This is a genomic window from Paraburkholderia silviterrae (assembly GCF_004353915.1).
GTDB lineage: Bacteria > Pseudomonadota > Gammaproteobacteria > Burkholderiales > Burkholderiaceae > Paraburkholderia > Paraburkholderia silviterrae.
Genome location: NZ_SMRP01000002.1, coordinates 17,839 through 34,231 on the forward strand (window position 1 = coordinate 17,839; position 16,393 = coordinate 34,231).

Here is a 16,393-nt window from a genome sequence, read left to right on the forward strand (position 1 = left end):
AATCGCAATGGATACTGGCTGGCTCGGACCGATCCGGCAAATCAGCTTCACGACCGGTAATCTCGACCAACTCGTGAGCTTCTGGGAAACGCAGGTTGGCGTTGGGCCGTGGAGCATTTTTCGCGGGCTCACGCTTAATATGACGTACGAGGGGCGCCCCATAGCGCTGCCGGTGCATGTCGCGCTGAGCATGCACGGACAGACACTGATCGAATTGATTCAGGTGTCGGGCGATGGGCCATCGCCGTTTCACGACTCGCTCAACCGGCCGGTCATCGGGCTGCAGCGGCTGGCGGCGATGAGCCGGGACATGGACCGCGATGTCCGCGTGGCGTGCGAGAGAGGCATGGAGCATTGCGCCGAAGGACGCGACGCCACGGGGCAGCGTTATAGCTATTTCCGCTGCGCGGCGGCGCCGGGCATTCTGCTTGAATTGCTCGAAGCGACACCGGGTTTTGACGATTTCGTCGGCGTGCTGGAGGCACGTGCGCGCAGCTATGGCGCAACCTCGGTCGTGGGTGGCACGGGCGGCGCGCGCGACGCGTGTGAGGCCATACCCCCGATGACGGCGAAGCAGAGCGGCACGATGCGCGCTGTCCAGTTGACCGGCTATGGCGGTGTCGATCGTTTCGTTATGCAGACTGTTTCCGAGCCGCACCCTGGGCCTGGCGAAATCCGCGTGCGTGTCGCGGGCGCCGCGGTCAATCCGGTCGACGTGAAGGCGCGCAACGGATGGCTCGATGCGTGGATGCCGCTCACATTTCCGGCCCGTCTGGGCGGCGACGTCGCGGGCATCGTAGATGCCGTGGGTGAGGGCGTGACGGCATTTCGCCCCGGCGACAGGGTCATGGGCATGGTGAATCCGCTCGGTGACGGTGCGTATGCGGAGATGATCGTCTTCGACGCCAGCCGGTTCGTGCACGTGCCCGATGGCCTGGATTTGGTCGAGGCGTCAGCCATGCCGACCGGCGGACTGACCGGGACGCAACTGATCGAGGTGGGGATTCGTCCGGCACGGGGCGCGAAGGGGCTCGTGACAGGCGCGGGCGGCTCGACGGGGCGCGCGGCGGTGATCGCGGCACTCGATGCGGGCGCGCAGGTGTATGCGGGCGTGCGTGCAACGAGTCGTGATGCAGTGGCCGACTTGCCCGTCGCGGGTGTCATCGATATCGCCGATGAAGCTGCATTGGCCGCAGCGGGGCCCTTCGATTTTCTCGCCGATACGGTGGGCGGGACGGTTGCCGAAGCGCTTTTTGCTTACGTGAAGGCGGATGGCGTTGTCGGCTCCAGCGCATTTCCGCCGCCTGTGCCGCCGGCCAATTCGACGCAACGGTTCGTGTCGCTGGTCGTGAGCTTCGATGGGCCGCGTCTTGAGCGTTTTGCGCGCGAGAGGCTTCAGCGGTTCCCCATGCCCGTCGCGCACAAGCTGCCGCTTGCCGAAGCCGGGCGTGCACACACGTTGATGGAGCAGGGCGGCGTGGGCGGGAAGATCGTGCTGGTGCCCTGAGTCTGGGCTTGAGTGTGTCCACCGCGGTTCGTTCACCGCGTTGGCCGCGACACGCTCAGGCCGGCATTGCCGGCCTGAGCGCGACAGCGGCGGCGATCAGTGGAAGGTCTTGCCCGCCAGCAAGCCGCCATCGACGATGAATTCCGAGCCCGTGCAATAGGAGGACGCGTCGGACGCGAGGAACAGCGCGAGATCGGCCACTTCCTCGGGACGGCCGATACGCGCGATCGGCAGCGAACCGTAGATCGCGGACGGTTCGAGGTCGGCGAATTCGGGCGGCCGGGCCATCGCGGTATCGATGCCGCCCGGGTGGATCGAATTGACGCGAATGCCAAGGTGGCCCAGTTCGAGCGCTGCCGACTTGGTCATGCCTCGAACGGCGAACTTGCTGGACGTGTAGGCCGTGCCGCCCGCGATGCCTTCCATGCCCGCCGTAGACGAAACGTTCACGATCGAGCCGCGGCCCGCCTTCTTCATGGACGGCAGCACGGACTTCATGCCAAGCCAGCAACCCACCTGATTCACGTTGATGACCTTCAGGTAATCGTCGAGCGAGCACGATTCCAGCGGCGCCAGCTTGAGGATGCCGGCGTTGTTGACCAGCACGTCGATGTTGCCGAAATGTTTTTCGGCGACTTGCACGGCAGCTTCCCATTGTTCCGGACGAGTAACGTCCAGGTGCTGGAAGATCGCGGAGCCTTGCAACTCGCTGGCCAGACGTTCGCCGTCGGCATCCAGGACGTCGGCAATTACCACGCGCGCGCCTTCGGCCGCGAACAATCGTGCTTCCGCCGCACCCTGGCCGCGTGCGCCGCCGGTGATCAATGCAACTTTGCCTTCCAGACGCTTCATCTCGATGTCTCCTGTTGTGAAAAATGTTGTGTTGTCGGTGGGGTGTCAGGGGTGCTCGGCGCTCGTGGTGTCGCTCGTTGCGTCGCTCGTTGCATCGATGACGTGGATCGGATTGGCGCCGTCCCAGTCGCGCGCGGCGGCGATGCCTTGCTGGATCAACTCGCGCATCCCGGCGCCCTGGATGACCTCATAGCGGACACCGGGTTCGGACGCGTCTTCGAAATACGCGACCCGCGTGGCTGGGTTGCTTGCTTCGAACACCATCTGCAGGCCGTCGGCGGTCATGCGCTCGATCGCGGCGTCGATATCGTCGACCACCCAGGCCACGTGGTGCATGCCGAGAATTGGTTGCCCTTGTGCGTCACGGTAGGGGGAGGCGCTGTCGTTGGTGGCCTGGATCAGCTCGATCTGGGTCTCGCCTTGATAAGCGAGGCCTACGTTCATCGTGACCGTGACGGGTTGGTTGAGGTAACTCCCTTGCAGGGTGACATTGCGGAAGACCATCCAGGGGCCTACGCCAAGCTGCGTCAGCCAACGATCGATGCTCTGGTCGAGGTCGCTGACCAGATAGCCGATCTGATCGATCGTCCCAAATCGTGCTCTTTTCATTTCGTCTCGCCCATGTCGCTATGTCGCAAAAATCTAATTTGTGCCGTAATAATGGCACAAATTTTAGAATTTGTGACGTTGTGGTTGGGCTTCTTATCAGCCCTGGTGAAGCTGGCGATATGGCCACTCAGAAAGGCGTCGTTGCGCCGAGTCGAATTTCACGGCAAGCGCGTGGTCGTCGAGCAGTCCGGGATTTCGCGCGAATGTGCCGGGATTCTCCATGGCCACAGCAACGGTTGCGGGGCCCGGATCGGCGTAGCATGAAAGTATCAAGACAACCCTTTTGCGGTCGGAGAGCTGCTATGGGAAAGTTCTGCGTCGTTACCCTGCCCAAGAAGCGGAACAAGGGCGGCTACCCGGTTGCACCATTCATCAGACTGGGAATCGCGGAGTACAGTGAAACCGAGGGCGTCGCGCCGACGATAAGCCCGGATCTGGCGACTGACGCGGAGATCGACGCGCAGATCGATCGTCTGAAGAAGGATCTAGACCGGGTCGCGCGTGAGGCAAAGGCGACGCTTCATCGCGAGGAAGCCAGGCTGTTCGCAGCTGTGACGCGCAGTCGGTCTGGGGAATAAATCTCGTTCGACAATCTTCCAGACCCGCAACGAGGTCTTGGTCATCGGCTCGGTGAGCCGGCCAAGGGCTTTGGCGTTGGCCGAATCCGGTTGCATGGGAGTTGCACGGATTCCAGAAAGCAAAAAAGCCCAGTCGCGAGGACTGGGCTAAGTGCTTGAATTTGCTGGTCGGAAGCGGGGGATGTGCGTGTGTCGAGGCCGTTTCCCACGAGGGTTTCCTGCATGGTGCACGCGGGGTGAGGCGGCAAGGTATCTGCCTTAAGCGATGTTGGTTTGACGTTCCGGGAAAAAGGGCGATATAATCGACAATTCGTCGGAGCGTAGCGCAGCCTGGTAGCGCATCTGATTTGGGATCAGAGGGTCGTAGGTTCGAATCCTATCGCTCCGACCATATATTCAAGGGCTTAGCGCATGCTAAGCCCTTTTTCTTTTCTGCGCGGGCGGCGGCGTTGCCGGGCGGGCTCCCGGATGTCTTAAGAACTGGCCAGCCCGTGGAGCATTGCATACTGAATCAGCTCAGCGTTGGATGTCAGATCCAGTTTGCGCATAGCCGCCATTTTCTGAGTGCCGATCGTGGAAGTCGTGCGGCCGGAGCGGCGGGCAATTTCGGTTAGCGACATGCCGCGCGCGATTAACTGGACGATTTCGCGCTCCTTGCGCGAAAGCGCGAGTTTGCGCTTGATTTCTGCTGGTGGAGCAGATTCCGAAAGCCTTCGCGCGACCCTATCAGAGACGGCGATTTTGCTGCCAGACTGCGCATACTGACAGACCTTCATGAGTTCGCTCAGCGGCTCGTCTTTTGTGACGATGCCGGCAACGCGTGCCTGTATTAGTTCTCTGATTATGCTGATGCTTGTTGTCATCGTGAAAACGACAACAGGTATGGCAGGATATTTGAATCTGAGCCATCGGATCAGTGCCATGCCGTCGGTTTCGGGGGCATTCCAGCACATTGAAAGATCTGTAATGATCAGATCGCAGGGAGCTTTGTGCAATATGTTCAGCAGGTCGAGCCCTGATTTTGCACATGCAGCAATCTCATATCCACGCAGGTTGGTAAAGGTTGCGGCAATGGCCAGTCGTACGGTGGGATGATCATCGGCAATAATGACGCGGACGTGATTGGGAGTATCAGTGGGATTTTCATGGTGCGTCAAGGTTAGCACTCCTATTATGCCTCTATTTCGATTTATTCGTGACCTGATTGCGTGGATTCGCCGCATCGCTTTTCTCCTCCTGATCACGGCGTTTTCCTGAGTAAGCGAGATTTCCTCTTTAAATGAAGGTGGCTATAGAGCACTCTGTCAAATGTCGCGTGGTCAATAAATAAGATTATTTCTACGTGGATTTATTTTTATGCGTAGCAAATATTACTTGTGTTGTGTAATTACTCTTGAAGAGGATTTTTCCGAAAATATCGTCGATTTCATGAGGCGATATCGGGGCTAGATGCAGGCGTGCATCGAACGGGTGGGAATTTAATCACGCGGATCTTGCGGGGATGCTCCGACTGGCGGTGCGCAACCATGCGCTGCTGCAAGACAGATCGAAGTTTGGATCGTGAACGCATTCGCTTCCCCAAACCCCATCAAATACTGTATAAATATACAGGTGCTGGCGAGGTCTTCCGTGCCGCGCCAGCAATCCCGTCATGCCCCGTTTTGTGTTGGGCAGGGCGATCTATTTCCTTTTTCCAGAGCGCAACCATGGCAGCACTCCAGCTTGCGCCGCTCACCGCGCACCTGCCGCCCCGGCTGCAAAGCCGGGTCTGGCAGGGCAACCAGCTCGCATCCACGGGCGAGCGCACGGTGGCGAGCGGCCACGCCGCGCTCGACGCCCAGTTGCCCGGCGCGGGTTGGCCCGCGGGCAGCCTGACCGAGTTGCTCGTCGAGCAGGGCGGCATCGGCGAGATGCGGCTCGTCGCGCCCGCGCTGCGCACGCTCACCGCGCAGGCGGGGCGGCACGTGCTGCTCGTCGCGCCACCGTGGCAGCCGTACGCGTGCGCGCTCAAGGCGTGGGGCATCGCGCTCGAGCGCCTGATCTGGGTGCGCGCGAGCGAGAGCGAGGCGCCGTGGGCCGCCGAGCAGGCGCTCAAGCAGGACGGCATCGGCGCCGTGCTGCTCTGGCAGCCGAAGGCGCGCGCCGACGCCCTGCGGCGTCTGCAGGTCGCCGCGCAGGATTCGCAGTCGCTGGCGTTTCTCATGCGGCCGCCCGCTGCGCGCAGCCAGTCGTCGCCGGCGCCGCTGCGCATGGTCTGCACGCCGGTTCCGCCGCCCGAAGACGCGCGTCTGAACCGTCGTGAATGGATGCAGCTCACCGCCGTGTCCGTCGATATTTTCAAGCGTCGCGGGCCGCCGCCCGCCCAGCCACTCGTCATCACTTTGCCGCTGCAGGAGTCGGTGCTGCCCCAGCCGGGCGCATTGCCGGCCGCGCCGTGGCCCGGGATCAATCATGTTGTGGATCGCCGTCACCTTGCCGTTGTTGCCGCTGGAGGCCGTGAGGCCGCCCGTGCCGCTCACGTCACTCACGTCGCCAACGTCGCCGGTGTCGGCGTCCCTGCCGGCCAGTCGACCTGATGAGGCTGCGGGACAGGACGCGCGCTGCTTCGCGCTCGCCGATCACGCGCGCATCCTGATCGCCGATCTCGATGCGTTCCATCTCGGCGTGCAGCCGGGCAGCACGCGCGCCCATGCGCTCGCGCTCGCGCCGGGGCTCGCGCTGCTCGATCCCGACCCGGCGCGCGAGACGCGCGCGTTCGAGGCGCTCGCGCTCGCGTTGCTCGCCTACACGCCGAAGGTGTCGCTCGCGCAGTCGCATACGCTCCTGCTTGAAGTTGGCTCCGGGCTGCGTCTTTTCGGCGGCGTGCGCGCGCTGCTCGCCAAGGTGGCGGCCACGGTGGCCAGTTGCGGCCACGCCGCGCGCATCGCCTGCGCGCCCACGGCCTGGGGGGCATGGACGCTCGCGCAGGCGCGCGCGAGCGCCGGGGCGCACGCGGCGCGCCGCTTTCGCGTGCTCAAGGACGCCACGCTTGCGCGCGCGCTCGACGCGCTGCCGGTCGCGCTCGCGCCGTTCGCCGCGCAGCACGAGCAGGCGCTCACGCAAATCGGCTGCGCGACGCTCGGCGATTTGCGGCGGCTGCCGCGCGACGGCATCGTGCGTCGTTTCGGCGACGGCGTGCTCGCCTGGCTCGCGCAGGCACGCGGCGAGGCACCCGATCCGCGTGCCTGGTTCGCCGCGCCGCCGTCGTTTCACGCGTCGCTCGAATTGCAGGCGCGCGTGGAGAGCGCCGAGGCGCTGCTGTTCGCCGCGCGCCGCCTCGTGATGCAGCTGGCCGGCTGGCTCGCCGCCCAGCACGGCGCGCTGAGCGGCTTCGAGCTGCGTCTCGAGCACGAGCTGGCGTCGCGCCACGCGCCGCGCACGTCGAGCCTCGCGCTCTCGTGGGCCGCGCCTTCGCGCGATGCCGAGCATCTGCTGTGGCTGTTGCGCGAGAAGCTCAATCAGACCGAGCTGGCCGCGCCCGTGATCGGCCTCGCGCTCGTCGCCGATCAGGTGAGCGCCTACGCGCCGCCCACGGACACGCTTTTTCCCTCGCCCGAGGCGTCGGACGCGTCGCTCGCGCAGCTCTTCGAGCGCATCGGTGCGCGCATCGGCGAGCAGAACGTGCTGCAGCTGTTCGTCGAGGACGATCACCGGCCCGAACAGGCGATGTCGGCGCGCACCTATCGAGCGGGCGCGCGCCGGACGGCCGCGCGCAAGCCGCGCGATTCGCGCAAGACGAACGGTCAAGCCGATGCGCAGCAAGAAGCCGCGCCCGTGCAGACGGCCTTCGATCTGCCCGAGGTGCCGCTGCCGTCGCAGCCGCGCCCGGCATGGCTGCTCGAAAAGCCGCTCAAGCTGATGGTGCGCAACGACCGGCCGGTCTATCGGCGCCCGCTCAAGACGCTCACGCGCACCGAGCGCATCGAGGCGGGATGGTGGGACGGCGAGGGCGTCGGGCGCGATTACTACGTCGCCGCCGACGACCAGGGGCGCATGTTCTGGCTGTACCGCGAGCGTATTGGCGGGCAGTGGTATTTGCAGGGACTTTTCGGCTAACGCCGCTTCATCTTCAGCATCATGTCGAACAGCGGGACAGGCGCATCGTTGCCTGCGCAACCTTCTTCGCCGGGCTCGGAGTCCGGGCATGTGCCCGCGCATTTGCCAGATTACGCGGAGCTGCACTGCCTGACCAACTTCACGTTCCTGCGCGGCGCGTCGCGCCCGAGCGAGCTGGTCGAGCAGGCGATCCGTCACGGCTACCGCGCGCTCGCCATCACCGACGAATGCTCGTTTGCCGGCGTCGTGCGCGCGTATAGCGCGCTCAACGAATACGACGAGGCACGCAAAAAAGCGCACGACGAAGCCGTGCGTGAGGCACGCGCGCTGAACGCGAAGCACGGCGCGCATCTGGACAAAGCGCTGGGCAAAGCACAGGCCGAAGCCGCCGTGGCGGCGCTCGGTCCGTTCGTGCCATCGCTGCATCTGCTGATCGGCAGCGAGCTGAATCTCGTCGATGAAAACGGCGCGCCGTTCTGCACGCTCGTGGCGATCGCGATGAACCGCGAGGGCTACGGCAACCTGTGCGAGCTGATCACGCTCGCGCGCTCGCGCGCAGATAAAGGCGATTACCGCGTGCATCCGTCCGATTTCACCGATCCCGAGCCGGCCTTCACGCATCTGTTGCACCTGCGCGATTGCGTGCTGCTGCTCGTGCCGCAGCGCGCGGCCACGCTCGCGCAGACGCTGCGCGCCGCGCACTGGCTCGCGGGCTTCGCGGCCGAGCGCGCATGGCTCGCGCTCGAGCTCTGGCAAACGGGCGGCGACGACACGCAGATCGAAGTGCTGCGCCACGTCTCGCAGGAAAGCGGCCTGCCGCTCGTCGCGGCGGGCGGCGTGCTGATGCACGCACGCTCGCGCAAGCCGCTGCAGGACACGCTGAGCGCGGTGCGCATCGGCAAGCCGCTCGCCTCGTGCGGCCGCGCGCTGGAGCCGAATGCGGAGCGTCATTTGCGCTCGCGCGTGCGGCTCGGCGCGCTGTATCCGCGCGATGCGCTCGATGCCACGCTCGAGGTCGCGCGCCGCTGCACGTTTTGCCTGAGCGAGCTGGCCTACGAGTATCCCGAGGAACTCGTGCCCACGGGCGAGACGCCCACTTCATGGCTCGAAAAGCTCGTGATGCAAGGCGCCGCCGAGCGCTGGCCCGACGGCCTGAACGAGAAGCGCAGCAATCAGATCGAAGAAGAGCTCAGGCTGATTGGCGAGCTGAAGTACGAAAAGTATTTCCTGACCGTGCACGACATCGTCCGCTTTGCGCGCTCGCAGCGCATCCTGTGCCAGGGGCGCGGCTCGGCGGCGAACTCGGTGGTCTGCTATTGCCTCGGGATCACGGAGATCGATCCGGTGCGCATGAACATGCTCGTCGCGCGCTTTCTGTCCCGCGCGCGCAACGAGCCGCCCGACATCGACGTCGACTTCGAGCACCAGCGGCGCGAGGAGGTCATCCAGTACATCTACCGCAAATACGGCACGCGCCGCGCCGCGCTGGCCGCGACGCTCATCACGTACCGCTCGCGCAGCGCGCTGCGCGACGTGGGCAAGGCGCTGGGCCTCGACAACGCGCTCGTCGAAAAGCTCTCGGGCGCGCATCAGTGGTGGGACGGGCCGGATTCGATCGCGAACCATCTGGCGGAAGCGGGCTTTTCGCCCGACTCGCACGTCACGCAGCAGCTGATTCGCCTCACGCGCGAGCTGCGCGGCTTTCCGCGCCATCTCTCGCAGCACGTGGGCGGCTTCGTGATCGCGCGCGACAAGCTCTCGCGCCTCGTGCCCATCGAAAACGCGGCGATGAAGGACCGCTACGTGATCGAATGGGACAAAGACGATATCGACGCGCTGCGTCTTCTGAAGGTGGACGTGCTCGCGCTCGGCATGCTTTCGGCGATCCGGCGCTCGCTCGAATTCGTCGCGTTGAGGCGTGGGCTGCCGGCCTATCGCGTGCAGGACATTCCGTCCGAGGATCGGGCCGTCTACGAGATGTGCTGTCACGCGGACACGGTCGGCGTGTTCCAGATCGAGTCGCGCGCGCAGCAGAGCATGTTGCCGCGCTTGCGTCCGCGCGAGTATTACGACCTCGTGATTCAGGTGGCGATCGTGCGGCCCGGGCCGATCCAAGGCGACATGGTGCATCCGTATCTGAAACGCAGGCATGGCGAGGAGACGGTCGAGTACGCGAAGGAGGCGCTGCGCCCGGTGCTCGAACGCACGCTGGGCGTGCCGATCTTCCAGGAGCAGGTCATGCACCTCGCGATGGTCGCCGCCGACTACACCGGCGAGGAAGCCGACAAGCTGCGCCGCGCGATGGCTGCGTGGCGGCGCGACGGCGATCTGCGGCCCTATCAGGACGACCTCAAGCGCCGGATGTTGAACAAGGGCTATACGGAGGAGTTCGCGAACCGCATCTGCAAGCAGATCGAGGGCTTCGGCGACTACGGCTTTCCGGAGAGCCATGCGGCGAGCTTTGCGCTGCTCGTCTACACGAGCTCGTGGCTCAAGCGCTACGAGCCGGCCGCGTTTCTCGCAGGACTGCTGAATAGTCAGCCGCTCGGGTTCTATTCGCCGTCGCAGCTCGTGCAGGATGCGAAGCGGCACGGTGTGAAGGTGCGCGCGCCCGATATCGCGCTGAGCGACTGGGCGTCCGTGCTGGAGGCGCGCGGCCAGCCGGGCGTGCGGCTCGATGCGGATGGGGTGCCCGAGCGCTGCGCCGAGGTGGCGCATTACCGCGCGCGGTTGAGGGCCGCCGCGTTCGTACTCGCGCAGATGCGCTGCGGCGCGGTGGACGGCAGAGCCGGGCCTGGTGGCGGGCGTGGCACAGGGCATGGCACAGGGCATGGCACAGGGCATGGCGCAGGGCATGGCGATGGGGATGGCGATCGGCATGACGATCAGCGCGGACGCGATGGCGGGCGAAAACGGCCTCGCCCATTCATGCACGGCCTCAAGCGCATCGTGCGCGCGGCGCTCGAGCTCGCGCCGCGGCATTACGGACGCAGAGGTCCGGCGGTGCGCCTGGGTTTCAGCCTCATCAAGGGGTTTTCGGAGGCCGCCGCGCAGCGCGTGATGGCCGCACGCGCGCAGGCGCCGTTCGTCGACGTCGACGATCTCGCGCGCCGTGCCGCGCTCACGCGCCGCGAGCTGGAGGCGCTCGCGGCGGCCAATGTGCTCGCGAGCATCGCGGGGCATCGGCGCGAGGCGTGGTGGGCCGTGACCGCACAGCACGCGGTGCCCGCGCTATTGCGCGACGCGCCCGTGGCCGAGGCGCGGCTCGAACTGCCGCGCGCCTCGGAGGGCGCGGAGATCGTCGCCGATTACGCGAGCCTGCGCCTCACGCTCAACCGCCATCCGCTCGAATTGCTGCGGCCGGGGCTGGCGAAGCAGCGCTTTCGCAGCGCGGCGCAACTGGCGCAATGCCGTCACGGAATGCTCGCGCGCGTATGCGGCATCGTCACGGTGCGGCAGCGGCCCGGCACGGCGAAGGGCACGATCTTCGTCTCGCTCGAGGACGAGACCGGGTCGATCAACGTGATCGTGCACGCGGCGCTCGTGGAGTCGCAGCGCAAAGAGTTGCTCGGGGCGTCGTTGCTGGCGGTGGCGGGCGTCGTGCAGCGCGAGGGCGAGGTCGTGCATCTGGTCGCGCATCGGCTGGAGGATCACAGCCGGCTGCTCGGGCGGCTCGCGACCGAGAGCCGCGATTTTCATTGAGCAGAAAGGGGGCCCAGGCCGTCGCGCGCGAAAGCGTCGAGCACCGCGAGAATGCCCGCGTCGAAGGGCGTGCGCCGGCCGATTCCCAGCGCTTCGAGCCGCCCCGAATCAAGGTGGCAATCGCGCGGACGCGGCGTCGCGTCCGCAGGCGCCGTCTGTGCGACGAGTTGCGCCTCGATACCGAGCGCGTGTGCAATGCGCTGCGCGATGTCGTACTTGGTCATCGGCTCGTCGCCGGACCACTGCGCGATGCCGCGCACGGCGTTGCCGTCCGCGCAGCGCGTGAGCAACTCGCGAATCACGAACGCGACGTCGGGCGTGAAGGTGGGGTAGCGCGTCGCCCAGGCATCCATGACCGCAGGCGCGGCGCCCGCCTGCGCCGAAGCGCGGATCGCCGGCACGAGGCTCGTGACCGCCGACTCCTGCCAGTCGACGATCGGCCCATACAGCAGCGGCAGGCGCAGCACGAGCGCGTCGTCGGTGGTGTCGAGCAGCGCGCGCTCGCCTTCGAGCTTGCTGCGGCCATAGGCGTTGAGCGGGTTTGGCGTGGCATCGGGCAGATAGGGTGGATGCATGCCGTCGAACACGTAGTCGGTGGAGATCGACAGCACCCACGCGCCGCGCGCCTTCGCTGCGGCGGCAATGCTGCGCACGGCGTCGACATTGAGCGCGCGCGCCGCGGCCGGGTCGTGCTCGCACACGTCGGGGCGGCGCTCGGCGGCGGCGATCACGACGGCGTCGGGCATCTCGCTGGCGACGAATGCCTCGATCGCGCGCGCGTCGCGTATGTCGAGCGCCACTTGCCCCGCGGCCACACGGCTAAAGGCAGTGGGCACCACCTGCCAGTCCGTCTCGGCCGCGAGTTCGCGCCCGAGCGCGCGCCCGAGCAGCCCGGAAGCGCCTGCTACGGCAACCTTGAACATGGCGAGCCTCGCGTCAGGCGCTGGCCGTGCCCGTGACGGTATAGCCTGCCTCGTCGATGGCGGCCTTGAGCGCTTCGGCGCTCTGCTGCGACTCGACGCTCACGCGGCCAGCGGCCAGATCGATCTCGACCTTCGCGGCGGCATCGTGTTCGTGGATCGCGCGCGTGACGTCGCCGACGCAGTGCTGGCAGCTCATGCCTTCGACGTTGAACTGGATCATGGTGTTTTCCTTTCTAGAGAGAACGAACAGAGCAAGTAAAGAGGAGATGAGGCCGTCGCCCGATTATGCCAGTGGGCATGCGGCGAGGGCGCTGGACCTTCCCATCATAGGAAGGTGTAGCATCGAAGAATCGAATGCAACGCAGGAGAGCAGCATGAATATCGGCGAAGCGGCGCGCGAATCGGGCGTCACGGCGAAAATGATCCGCTACTACGAGAGCGTCGGCCTGCTCGCGCCGAAGGGGCGCACCGAGTCCGGCTACCGCGTCTACGGCACTCAGGAGGTGCACGCGCTGCGCTTTATCCGCCAGGCGCGACGCCTGGGATTTCTCGTCGACGATATCCGGCGCCTGCTCGCGCTCTGGCACGACCGCTCGCGCGCCAGCGCCGAGGTCAAGGCCATTGCGCTCGAGCACGTGGCCGAACTCGACCAGCGCATTGCCGAGCTCACGCAGATGCGCGACACGCTCGGCCATCTGGCGGCCCACTGCCATGGCGACGAGCGGCCGGACTGCCCGATCATCGAGCGGCTCGCCGACCCGCAGCCGCTTGCACACGACGCTCGAGCCTGAGCCTGCCGGCGGCGTGAAGCCCGCCCGGAGCGAAGCCGGGCGGTGCAACCCGCGCTGGCAAATTGTCGCAACTTTTGCGATGCACCGCACAATCCTGGTGCATCGCGACGCATGATGCACGCAAATTTGCCGAAGTTGCAGGGAAATGTGCCAATAAATCATGATGTTGCCCGAAGCATCGTCGATGCGCCATTCCAGAACGGAATGCACACTATTCGATCAATTCACTAGCAAAGTTGGGTGCAACCGTTATAATGCGGGTTATCCCTTACGAGGGTAATCCCTGATGCAAATCCACCGGGGATACATCTGATCCTTGGAGAACAACATCATGTTTGCATACCTTCTTGAAAAGCTGAGCAACTGGTTCGAAACTGCAGAACGTCGCCGCCGCGAAGCGTACCTCGCAACGTCGGCAGACCTCGTGCAACTCGAGCAGCGTATCCGTACGATCGAATCGAACGGCTACTCGCGATAAGCACTCAGCAGTTTTTGCACTGCCCCAAGCCCCGCATCTGGCGGGGCTTTGTTATTTCTGGGCCGGCTCCGATGCACTCACGGTGCCCACGCCATGCAGTCTGAACCTTGCCATCGCGGTAAGGTAAAGTCTTTTTTGCGACAAGCCGATATAAGACTGGAGTCGCATTGATCGGGGGCCGTTCATGAAGTCAGATCGCTTATTCCGCCGTTCGGGTGCCGGATGGAGGCGTCACGCGGTGTTGGCTGGCAGCGCCATGGCGATGGTGCTGGCGAGCGCCGGTGCGCATGCGTCCGGGCAGCCATTGATTCTGGATACGCAGCGAGGAATCAGCGATGGGCAGTCGGGCACGGTGCTGCAAAACGCACCGCTTTCGCCTCAGCCGATGGTGCAGATGAAGTCGTTGCCCGCGTTGAACGGAACGGGCACGGATGGCTCGCAGGTGCCGATCATCGTCGAGCCGTATGTGCAAGTGCCCGGCGGGGGCGGACGGCCGCCGCGGCCAACGCCGAGGCCGTCGCCGCAACCGCTGCAACAATTCGCGCCGCCGCAGTAATTGCGCGACCTGCGCGCCGCGGCCACGCTCGAGGCGGCGCCGTCAGGGCGGTGCGGTTAATGTGGCGCCGATAAAGTGGCGCTCATAAGGTGGCGCGGCTAAGGCCGCGTTGCGCGGCCGCTGCGCGCTTCAGTCGCCGCGCGATTCGATCTTGAACTGCGCGCCCTCGTCCTGGCCGAGCGTCTTGACGAGCCACGGCATGACTTCCTTGAGAGTTGCCGCGAGCGTATAGGGCGGATTCAGGATGAACATGCCGCTACCGTACAGGCCGAAGCCGTCTTCCGGCGGCCGGCTGACCGAGAGCGAGACGTGCAGCCAGTTCTTCTCCTGGAGGCGCTTCAACTGCTCGGGAAAACGCTGCGATTCTGGTCGCGTGACCTGCGGATACCAGACCGCGTAAGTGCCGGTGGCGAAGCGCTCGAGACCTTCCTGCACGCACGCGATGGTGCGTGCGTAGTCGCGCTTGTCTTCGAACGACGGGTCGATCAGCACGAGCGCGCGGCGCGGCGGCGGGGGCAGGAGCGCCTTGACGCCGTCGAAGCCGTCACCCGCATAAATCATCACGCGGCGGCCCGCATCGTGAAAACGGTGGCGCAGGACGTCGATCTCCGTGCTGTGGAGCTCAAACAGCCGCATGCGGTCCTGCTCGCGCATCAGCCGCCAGGCGAGATAGGGCGAGCCGGGATAGAAGCGCAGGTCGCCATCGGGATTGAGCGCCGCGACTTCATCGACGTACTCGGCGAGCATCGCCGGCAGGTCGGCGCGGCCCCAGAGCTTGCCGATGCCGGTGTCGAACTCGGCGTTCTTAGTGGCATAGCCTTCGCGCAGCGCGTAGGCGCCCGCGCCCGCATGTGTGTCGATGTACCAGTACGCCTTGTCCTTCTTGCCGAGGTAGTTCAGCAGTTGCACGGTGACGGCGTGCTTGAGGACATCGGCGTGATTGCCGGCGTGGAAGGCGTGACGGTAGCTCAGCATGATGGGGCGGACGCGAGGTCGGTGGCGGTCGAAAATGCGGACAATGCGCGCAAGCGCGTATGAACGGTTACGAGCATGCCGCGCGATTGCAGATGATACGAAAACGGCGGCGCGCCGAACCATTCGCGCGCCGCGTGCGAATCGCGCTGACGGCCCGATAAAGCATGCGGCGCGCCGGCGAGGCCGCGTATTGTACAGCGCCCCGCCGCCAGGGCTTCGCGCTCCGGCGCGATTGGCGGCGATTGGGCGTGATCGGGCGCGCTTCGGGGCGCTTCGACACGACTGGGCACGACGGCTCAAGCTTTCCGGCAGCGCCGCCCGGCCCGCGCCGTGCGCGTCAGCGGTCTCAGTCGTAGTTCTCGCCGACAATCGCCTCGATCTGCTCCTTGACCTCCGGCGTGATTTTTTCCGCCACGTCGCGAGCCACCATGTTTTCGCCGATCTGCTCAACGCGCGATGCGCCGGTGATCACCGTGCTCACGTGCGGATTCTTGAGAATCCACGCGAGCGCGAGCTGACCGACCGTGCAGTCCAGCTCCTTCGCGAAGTCCGCGAGCTTGCCGACGATCGCGTTCTTGTCCGCGTCGGTGACTTCCTTGCGCAGCCAGTCATAGCCCTGCAACTGGGCGCGGCTGTCGGCCGGCACGCCCCCGCGGTATTTGCCCGTGAGCAGCCCCGAGGCGAGCGGGCTCCAGGTCGTCAGGCCGAGGCCGATGTCCTCGTAGAGCCGCCGGTATTCGTCTTCCACGCGGCGGCGGTGGAACAGGTTGTACTGCGGCTGCTCCATGACGGGCTTGTGTAGATGATGCCGCTCCGCGATTTCCCACGCGGCGCGAATTTCGTCGGCACTCCACTCCGAGGTGCCCCAATAGAGCGCCTTGCCGCGCGAGATCATGTCGCTCATCGCCCAGACGGTTTCCTCGACAGGCGTGTTCGGATCGGGACGATGGCAGAACACCAAATCGACGTAGTCGAGCTGCAGCCGCTTGAGCGAGCCATCGATGGCGTTCATGAGGTATTTGCGGTTGAGCGTGTGATACTGGTTGGGCGCCTCGTTCAAGCCCCAGAAGAACTTGGTGGACACCACGTAGCTCACGCGCGGCCAGGCAAGCTCCTTGAGCGCCTGGCCCATGATCTCCTCCGACTTGCCGCCCGCATAGGCTTCCGCGTTGTCGAAGAAATTGACGCCCGCGTCGCGCGCCGCGGCGAGCGATTCGCGTGCGAGATTGCGATCGACCTGATTGCCATAGGTGACCCACGAGCCAATGGACAGTTCGCTGACTTGCAGGCCCGAGCGGCCCAGTCGCCGGTAGTTCATGAACGCCTC

15 protein-coding genes and 1 tRNA gene are annotated in these 16,393 nt (G+C 65.3%); 9 read left to right on the top strand and 7 right to left on the bottom strand.

Features of this window, described 5'->3' with window-relative positions; all coding sequences use genetic code 11:
- The first annotated feature begins 7 nt into the window (after positions 1-7).
- Positions 8-1,507 (top strand): alcohol dehydrogenase catalytic domain-containing protein, encoded by a 1,500-nt coding sequence (locus EYW47_RS04190; protein WP_133193640.1) that lies wholly within the window; start codon positions 8-10, stop codon positions 1,505-1,507.
- Between the two features lie 96 nt (positions 1,508-1,603).
- On the opposite strand, the gene EYW47_RS04195 is transcribed toward EYW47_RS04190, so the two are convergent.
- Together EYW47_RS04195 and EYW47_RS04200 are read right to left on the bottom strand one after the other, a co-directional pair.
- Positions 1,604-2,359: an SDR family NAD(P)-dependent oxidoreductase gene (locus EYW47_RS04195; RefSeq protein WP_133193641.1), complete on the bottom strand. Its 756-nt coding sequence runs from the start codon at positions 2,357-2,359 to the stop codon at positions 1,604-1,606.
- 45 nt (positions 2,360-2,404) lie between these two features.
- Positions 2,405-2,968: a VOC family protein gene (locus tag EYW47_RS04200; protein ID WP_133193642.1), complete on the bottom strand. Its 564-nt coding sequence runs from the start codon at positions 2,966-2,968 to the stop codon at positions 2,405-2,407.
- A gap of 302 nt (positions 2,969-3,270) precedes the next feature.
- Here EYW47_RS04200 and EYW47_RS04205 point away from each other — a divergent pair, with 302 nt between their 5' ends.
- Positions 3,271-3,546, top strand: a complete 276-nt coding sequence (locus EYW47_RS04205) for a hypothetical protein (protein WP_133193643.1) — start codon at positions 3,271-3,273, stop codon at positions 3,544-3,546.
- Between the two features lie 314 nt (positions 3,547-3,860).
- Positions 3,861-3,937, top strand: a tRNA-Pro gene (locus EYW47_RS04210).
- An 82-nt stretch (positions 3,938-4,019) separates the two neighbouring features.
- Here the strand turns inward: EYW47_RS04210 and EYW47_RS04215 are convergent.
- A complete protein-coding gene (locus EYW47_RS04215) occupies positions 4,020-4,703 on the bottom strand; it encodes a response regulator (protein ID WP_165976491.1) in 684 nt (227 codons plus the stop codon).
- Between the two features lie 549 nt (positions 4,704-5,252).
- On the opposite strand from EYW47_RS04215, the gene imuA reads away from it, so the two are divergent.
- The 3 genes from imuA to EYW47_RS04230 are packed head-to-tail and all read left to right on the top strand — an operon-like array spanning position 5,253 to position 11,343.
- Positions 5,253-6,122, top strand: coding sequence for a translesion DNA synthesis-associated protein ImuA (gene imuA / locus EYW47_RS04220; protein WP_133193645.1), 870 nt, complete (start codon positions 5,253-5,255; stop codon positions 6,120-6,122).
- Complete coding sequence (locus EYW47_RS04225; protein WP_240763580.1) at positions 6,007-7,641, top strand: Y-family DNA polymerase; 1,635 nt, start codon at positions 6,007-6,009, stop codon at positions 7,639-7,641. Before imuA ends, EYW47_RS04225 begins: the two co-directional genes overlap by 116 nt.
- A gap of 21 nt (positions 7,642-7,662) precedes the next feature.
- Positions 7,663-11,343 (top strand): error-prone DNA polymerase, encoded by a 3,681-nt coding sequence (locus tag EYW47_RS04230; RefSeq protein ID WP_133193646.1) that lies wholly within the window; start codon positions 7,663-7,665, stop codon positions 11,341-11,343.
- Here EYW47_RS04230 and EYW47_RS04235 read toward each other — a convergent pair.
- On the bottom strand, positions 11,337-12,266 hold the full coding sequence (locus EYW47_RS04235; RefSeq protein WP_133193647.1) for a dTDP-4-dehydrorhamnose reductase family protein: 930 nt from the start codon (positions 12,264-12,266) through the stop codon (positions 11,337-11,339). The two genes, EYW47_RS04230 and EYW47_RS04235, sit on opposite strands and share 7 nt — an antisense overlap.
- 13 nt (positions 12,267-12,279) lie before the next feature.
- On the bottom strand, positions 12,280-12,486 hold the full coding sequence (locus EYW47_RS04240; RefSeq protein ID WP_133193648.1) for a heavy-metal-associated domain-containing protein: 207 nt from the start codon (positions 12,484-12,486) through the stop codon (positions 12,280-12,282).
- Between the two features lie 154 nt (positions 12,487-12,640).
- Between EYW47_RS04240 and cueR the strand changes: the two genes are divergently transcribed.
- From cueR to EYW47_RS40760, 3 genes are all read left to right on the top strand, one after another.
- Positions 12,641-13,057, top strand: coding sequence for a Cu(I)-responsive transcriptional regulator (cueR, locus tag EYW47_RS04245; protein WP_133193649.1), 417 nt, complete (start codon positions 12,641-12,643; stop codon positions 13,055-13,057).
- A gap of 331 nt (positions 13,058-13,388) precedes the next feature.
- A complete protein-coding gene (locus EYW47_RS04250; RefSeq protein WP_084688587.1) occupies positions 13,389-13,535 on the top strand; it encodes a DUF3563 family protein in 147 nt (48 codons plus the stop codon).
- A 238-nt stretch (positions 13,536-13,773) separates the two neighbouring features.
- Positions 13,774-14,091 carry a hypothetical protein gene (locus EYW47_RS40760; protein WP_165976492.1) on the top strand — a complete coding sequence of 106 codons (318 nt, stop codon included), beginning with the start codon at positions 13,774-13,776 and terminating at the stop codon, positions 14,089-14,091.
- 129 nt (positions 14,092-14,220) lie between these two features.
- Here the strand turns inward: EYW47_RS40760 and EYW47_RS04255 are convergent, their stop codons facing one another.
- The gene (locus EYW47_RS04255) at positions 14,221-15,066 is read right to left on the bottom strand and encodes a 23S rRNA (adenine(2030)-N(6))-methyltransferase RlmJ (RefSeq protein WP_133193650.1); all 846 of its coding nucleotides are present in this window, start codon (positions 15,064-15,066) and stop codon (positions 14,221-14,223) included.
- 346 nt (positions 15,067-15,412) lie between these two features.
- Positions 15,413-16,384 (bottom strand): potassium channel beta subunit family protein, encoded by a 972-nt coding sequence (locus EYW47_RS04260; RefSeq protein WP_133193651.1) that lies wholly within the window; start codon positions 16,382-16,384, stop codon positions 15,413-15,415.
- Positions 16,385-16,393: the final 9 nt, after the last annotated feature.

Bases quoted from the DNA above. Each gene is read 5' to 3' on its own strand.
- EYW47_RS04190 (WP_133193640.1), top strand. From the start codon at position 8: ATGGATACTGGCTGGCTCGGACCGATCCGGCAAATCAGCTTCACGACC.
- EYW47_RS04195 (WP_133193641.1), bottom strand. From the start codon at position 2,359: ATGAAGCGTCTGGAAGGCAAAGTTGCATTGATCACCGGCGGCGCACGC.
- EYW47_RS04200 (WP_133193642.1), bottom strand. From the start codon at position 2,968: ATGAAAAGAGCACGATTTGGGACGATCGATCAGATCGGCTATCTGGTC.
- EYW47_RS04205 (WP_133193643.1), top strand. From the start codon at position 3,271: ATGGGAAAGTTCTGCGTCGTTACCCTGCCCAAGAAGCGGAACAAGGGC.
- imuA (WP_133193645.1), top strand. From the start codon at position 5,253: ATGGCAGCACTCCAGCTTGCGCCGCTCACCGCGCACCTGCCGCCCCGG.
- EYW47_RS04230 (WP_133193646.1), top strand. From the start codon at position 7,663: ATGTCGAACAGCGGGACAGGCGCATCGTTGCCTGCGCAACCTTCTTCG.
- EYW47_RS04235 (WP_133193647.1), bottom strand. From the start codon at position 12,266: ATGTTCAAGGTTGCCGTAGCAGGCGCTTCCGGGCTGCTCGGGCGCGCG.
- EYW47_RS04240 (WP_133193648.1), bottom strand. From the start codon at position 12,486: ATGATCCAGTTCAACGTCGAAGGCATGAGCTGCCAGCACTGCGTCGGC.
- cueR (WP_133193649.1), top strand. From the start codon at position 12,641: ATGAATATCGGCGAAGCGGCGCGCGAATCGGGCGTCACGGCGAAAATG.
- EYW47_RS04250 (WP_084688587.1), top strand. From the start codon at position 13,389: ATGTTTGCATACCTTCTTGAAAAGCTGAGCAACTGGTTCGAAACTGCA.
- EYW47_RS04255 (WP_133193650.1), bottom strand. From the start codon at position 15,066: ATGCTGAGCTACCGTCACGCCTTCCACGCCGGCAATCACGCCGATGTC.
- EYW47_RS04260 (WP_133193651.1), bottom strand. From the start codon at position 16,384: ATGAACTACCGGCGACTGGGCCGCTCGGGCCTGCAAGTCAGCGAACTG.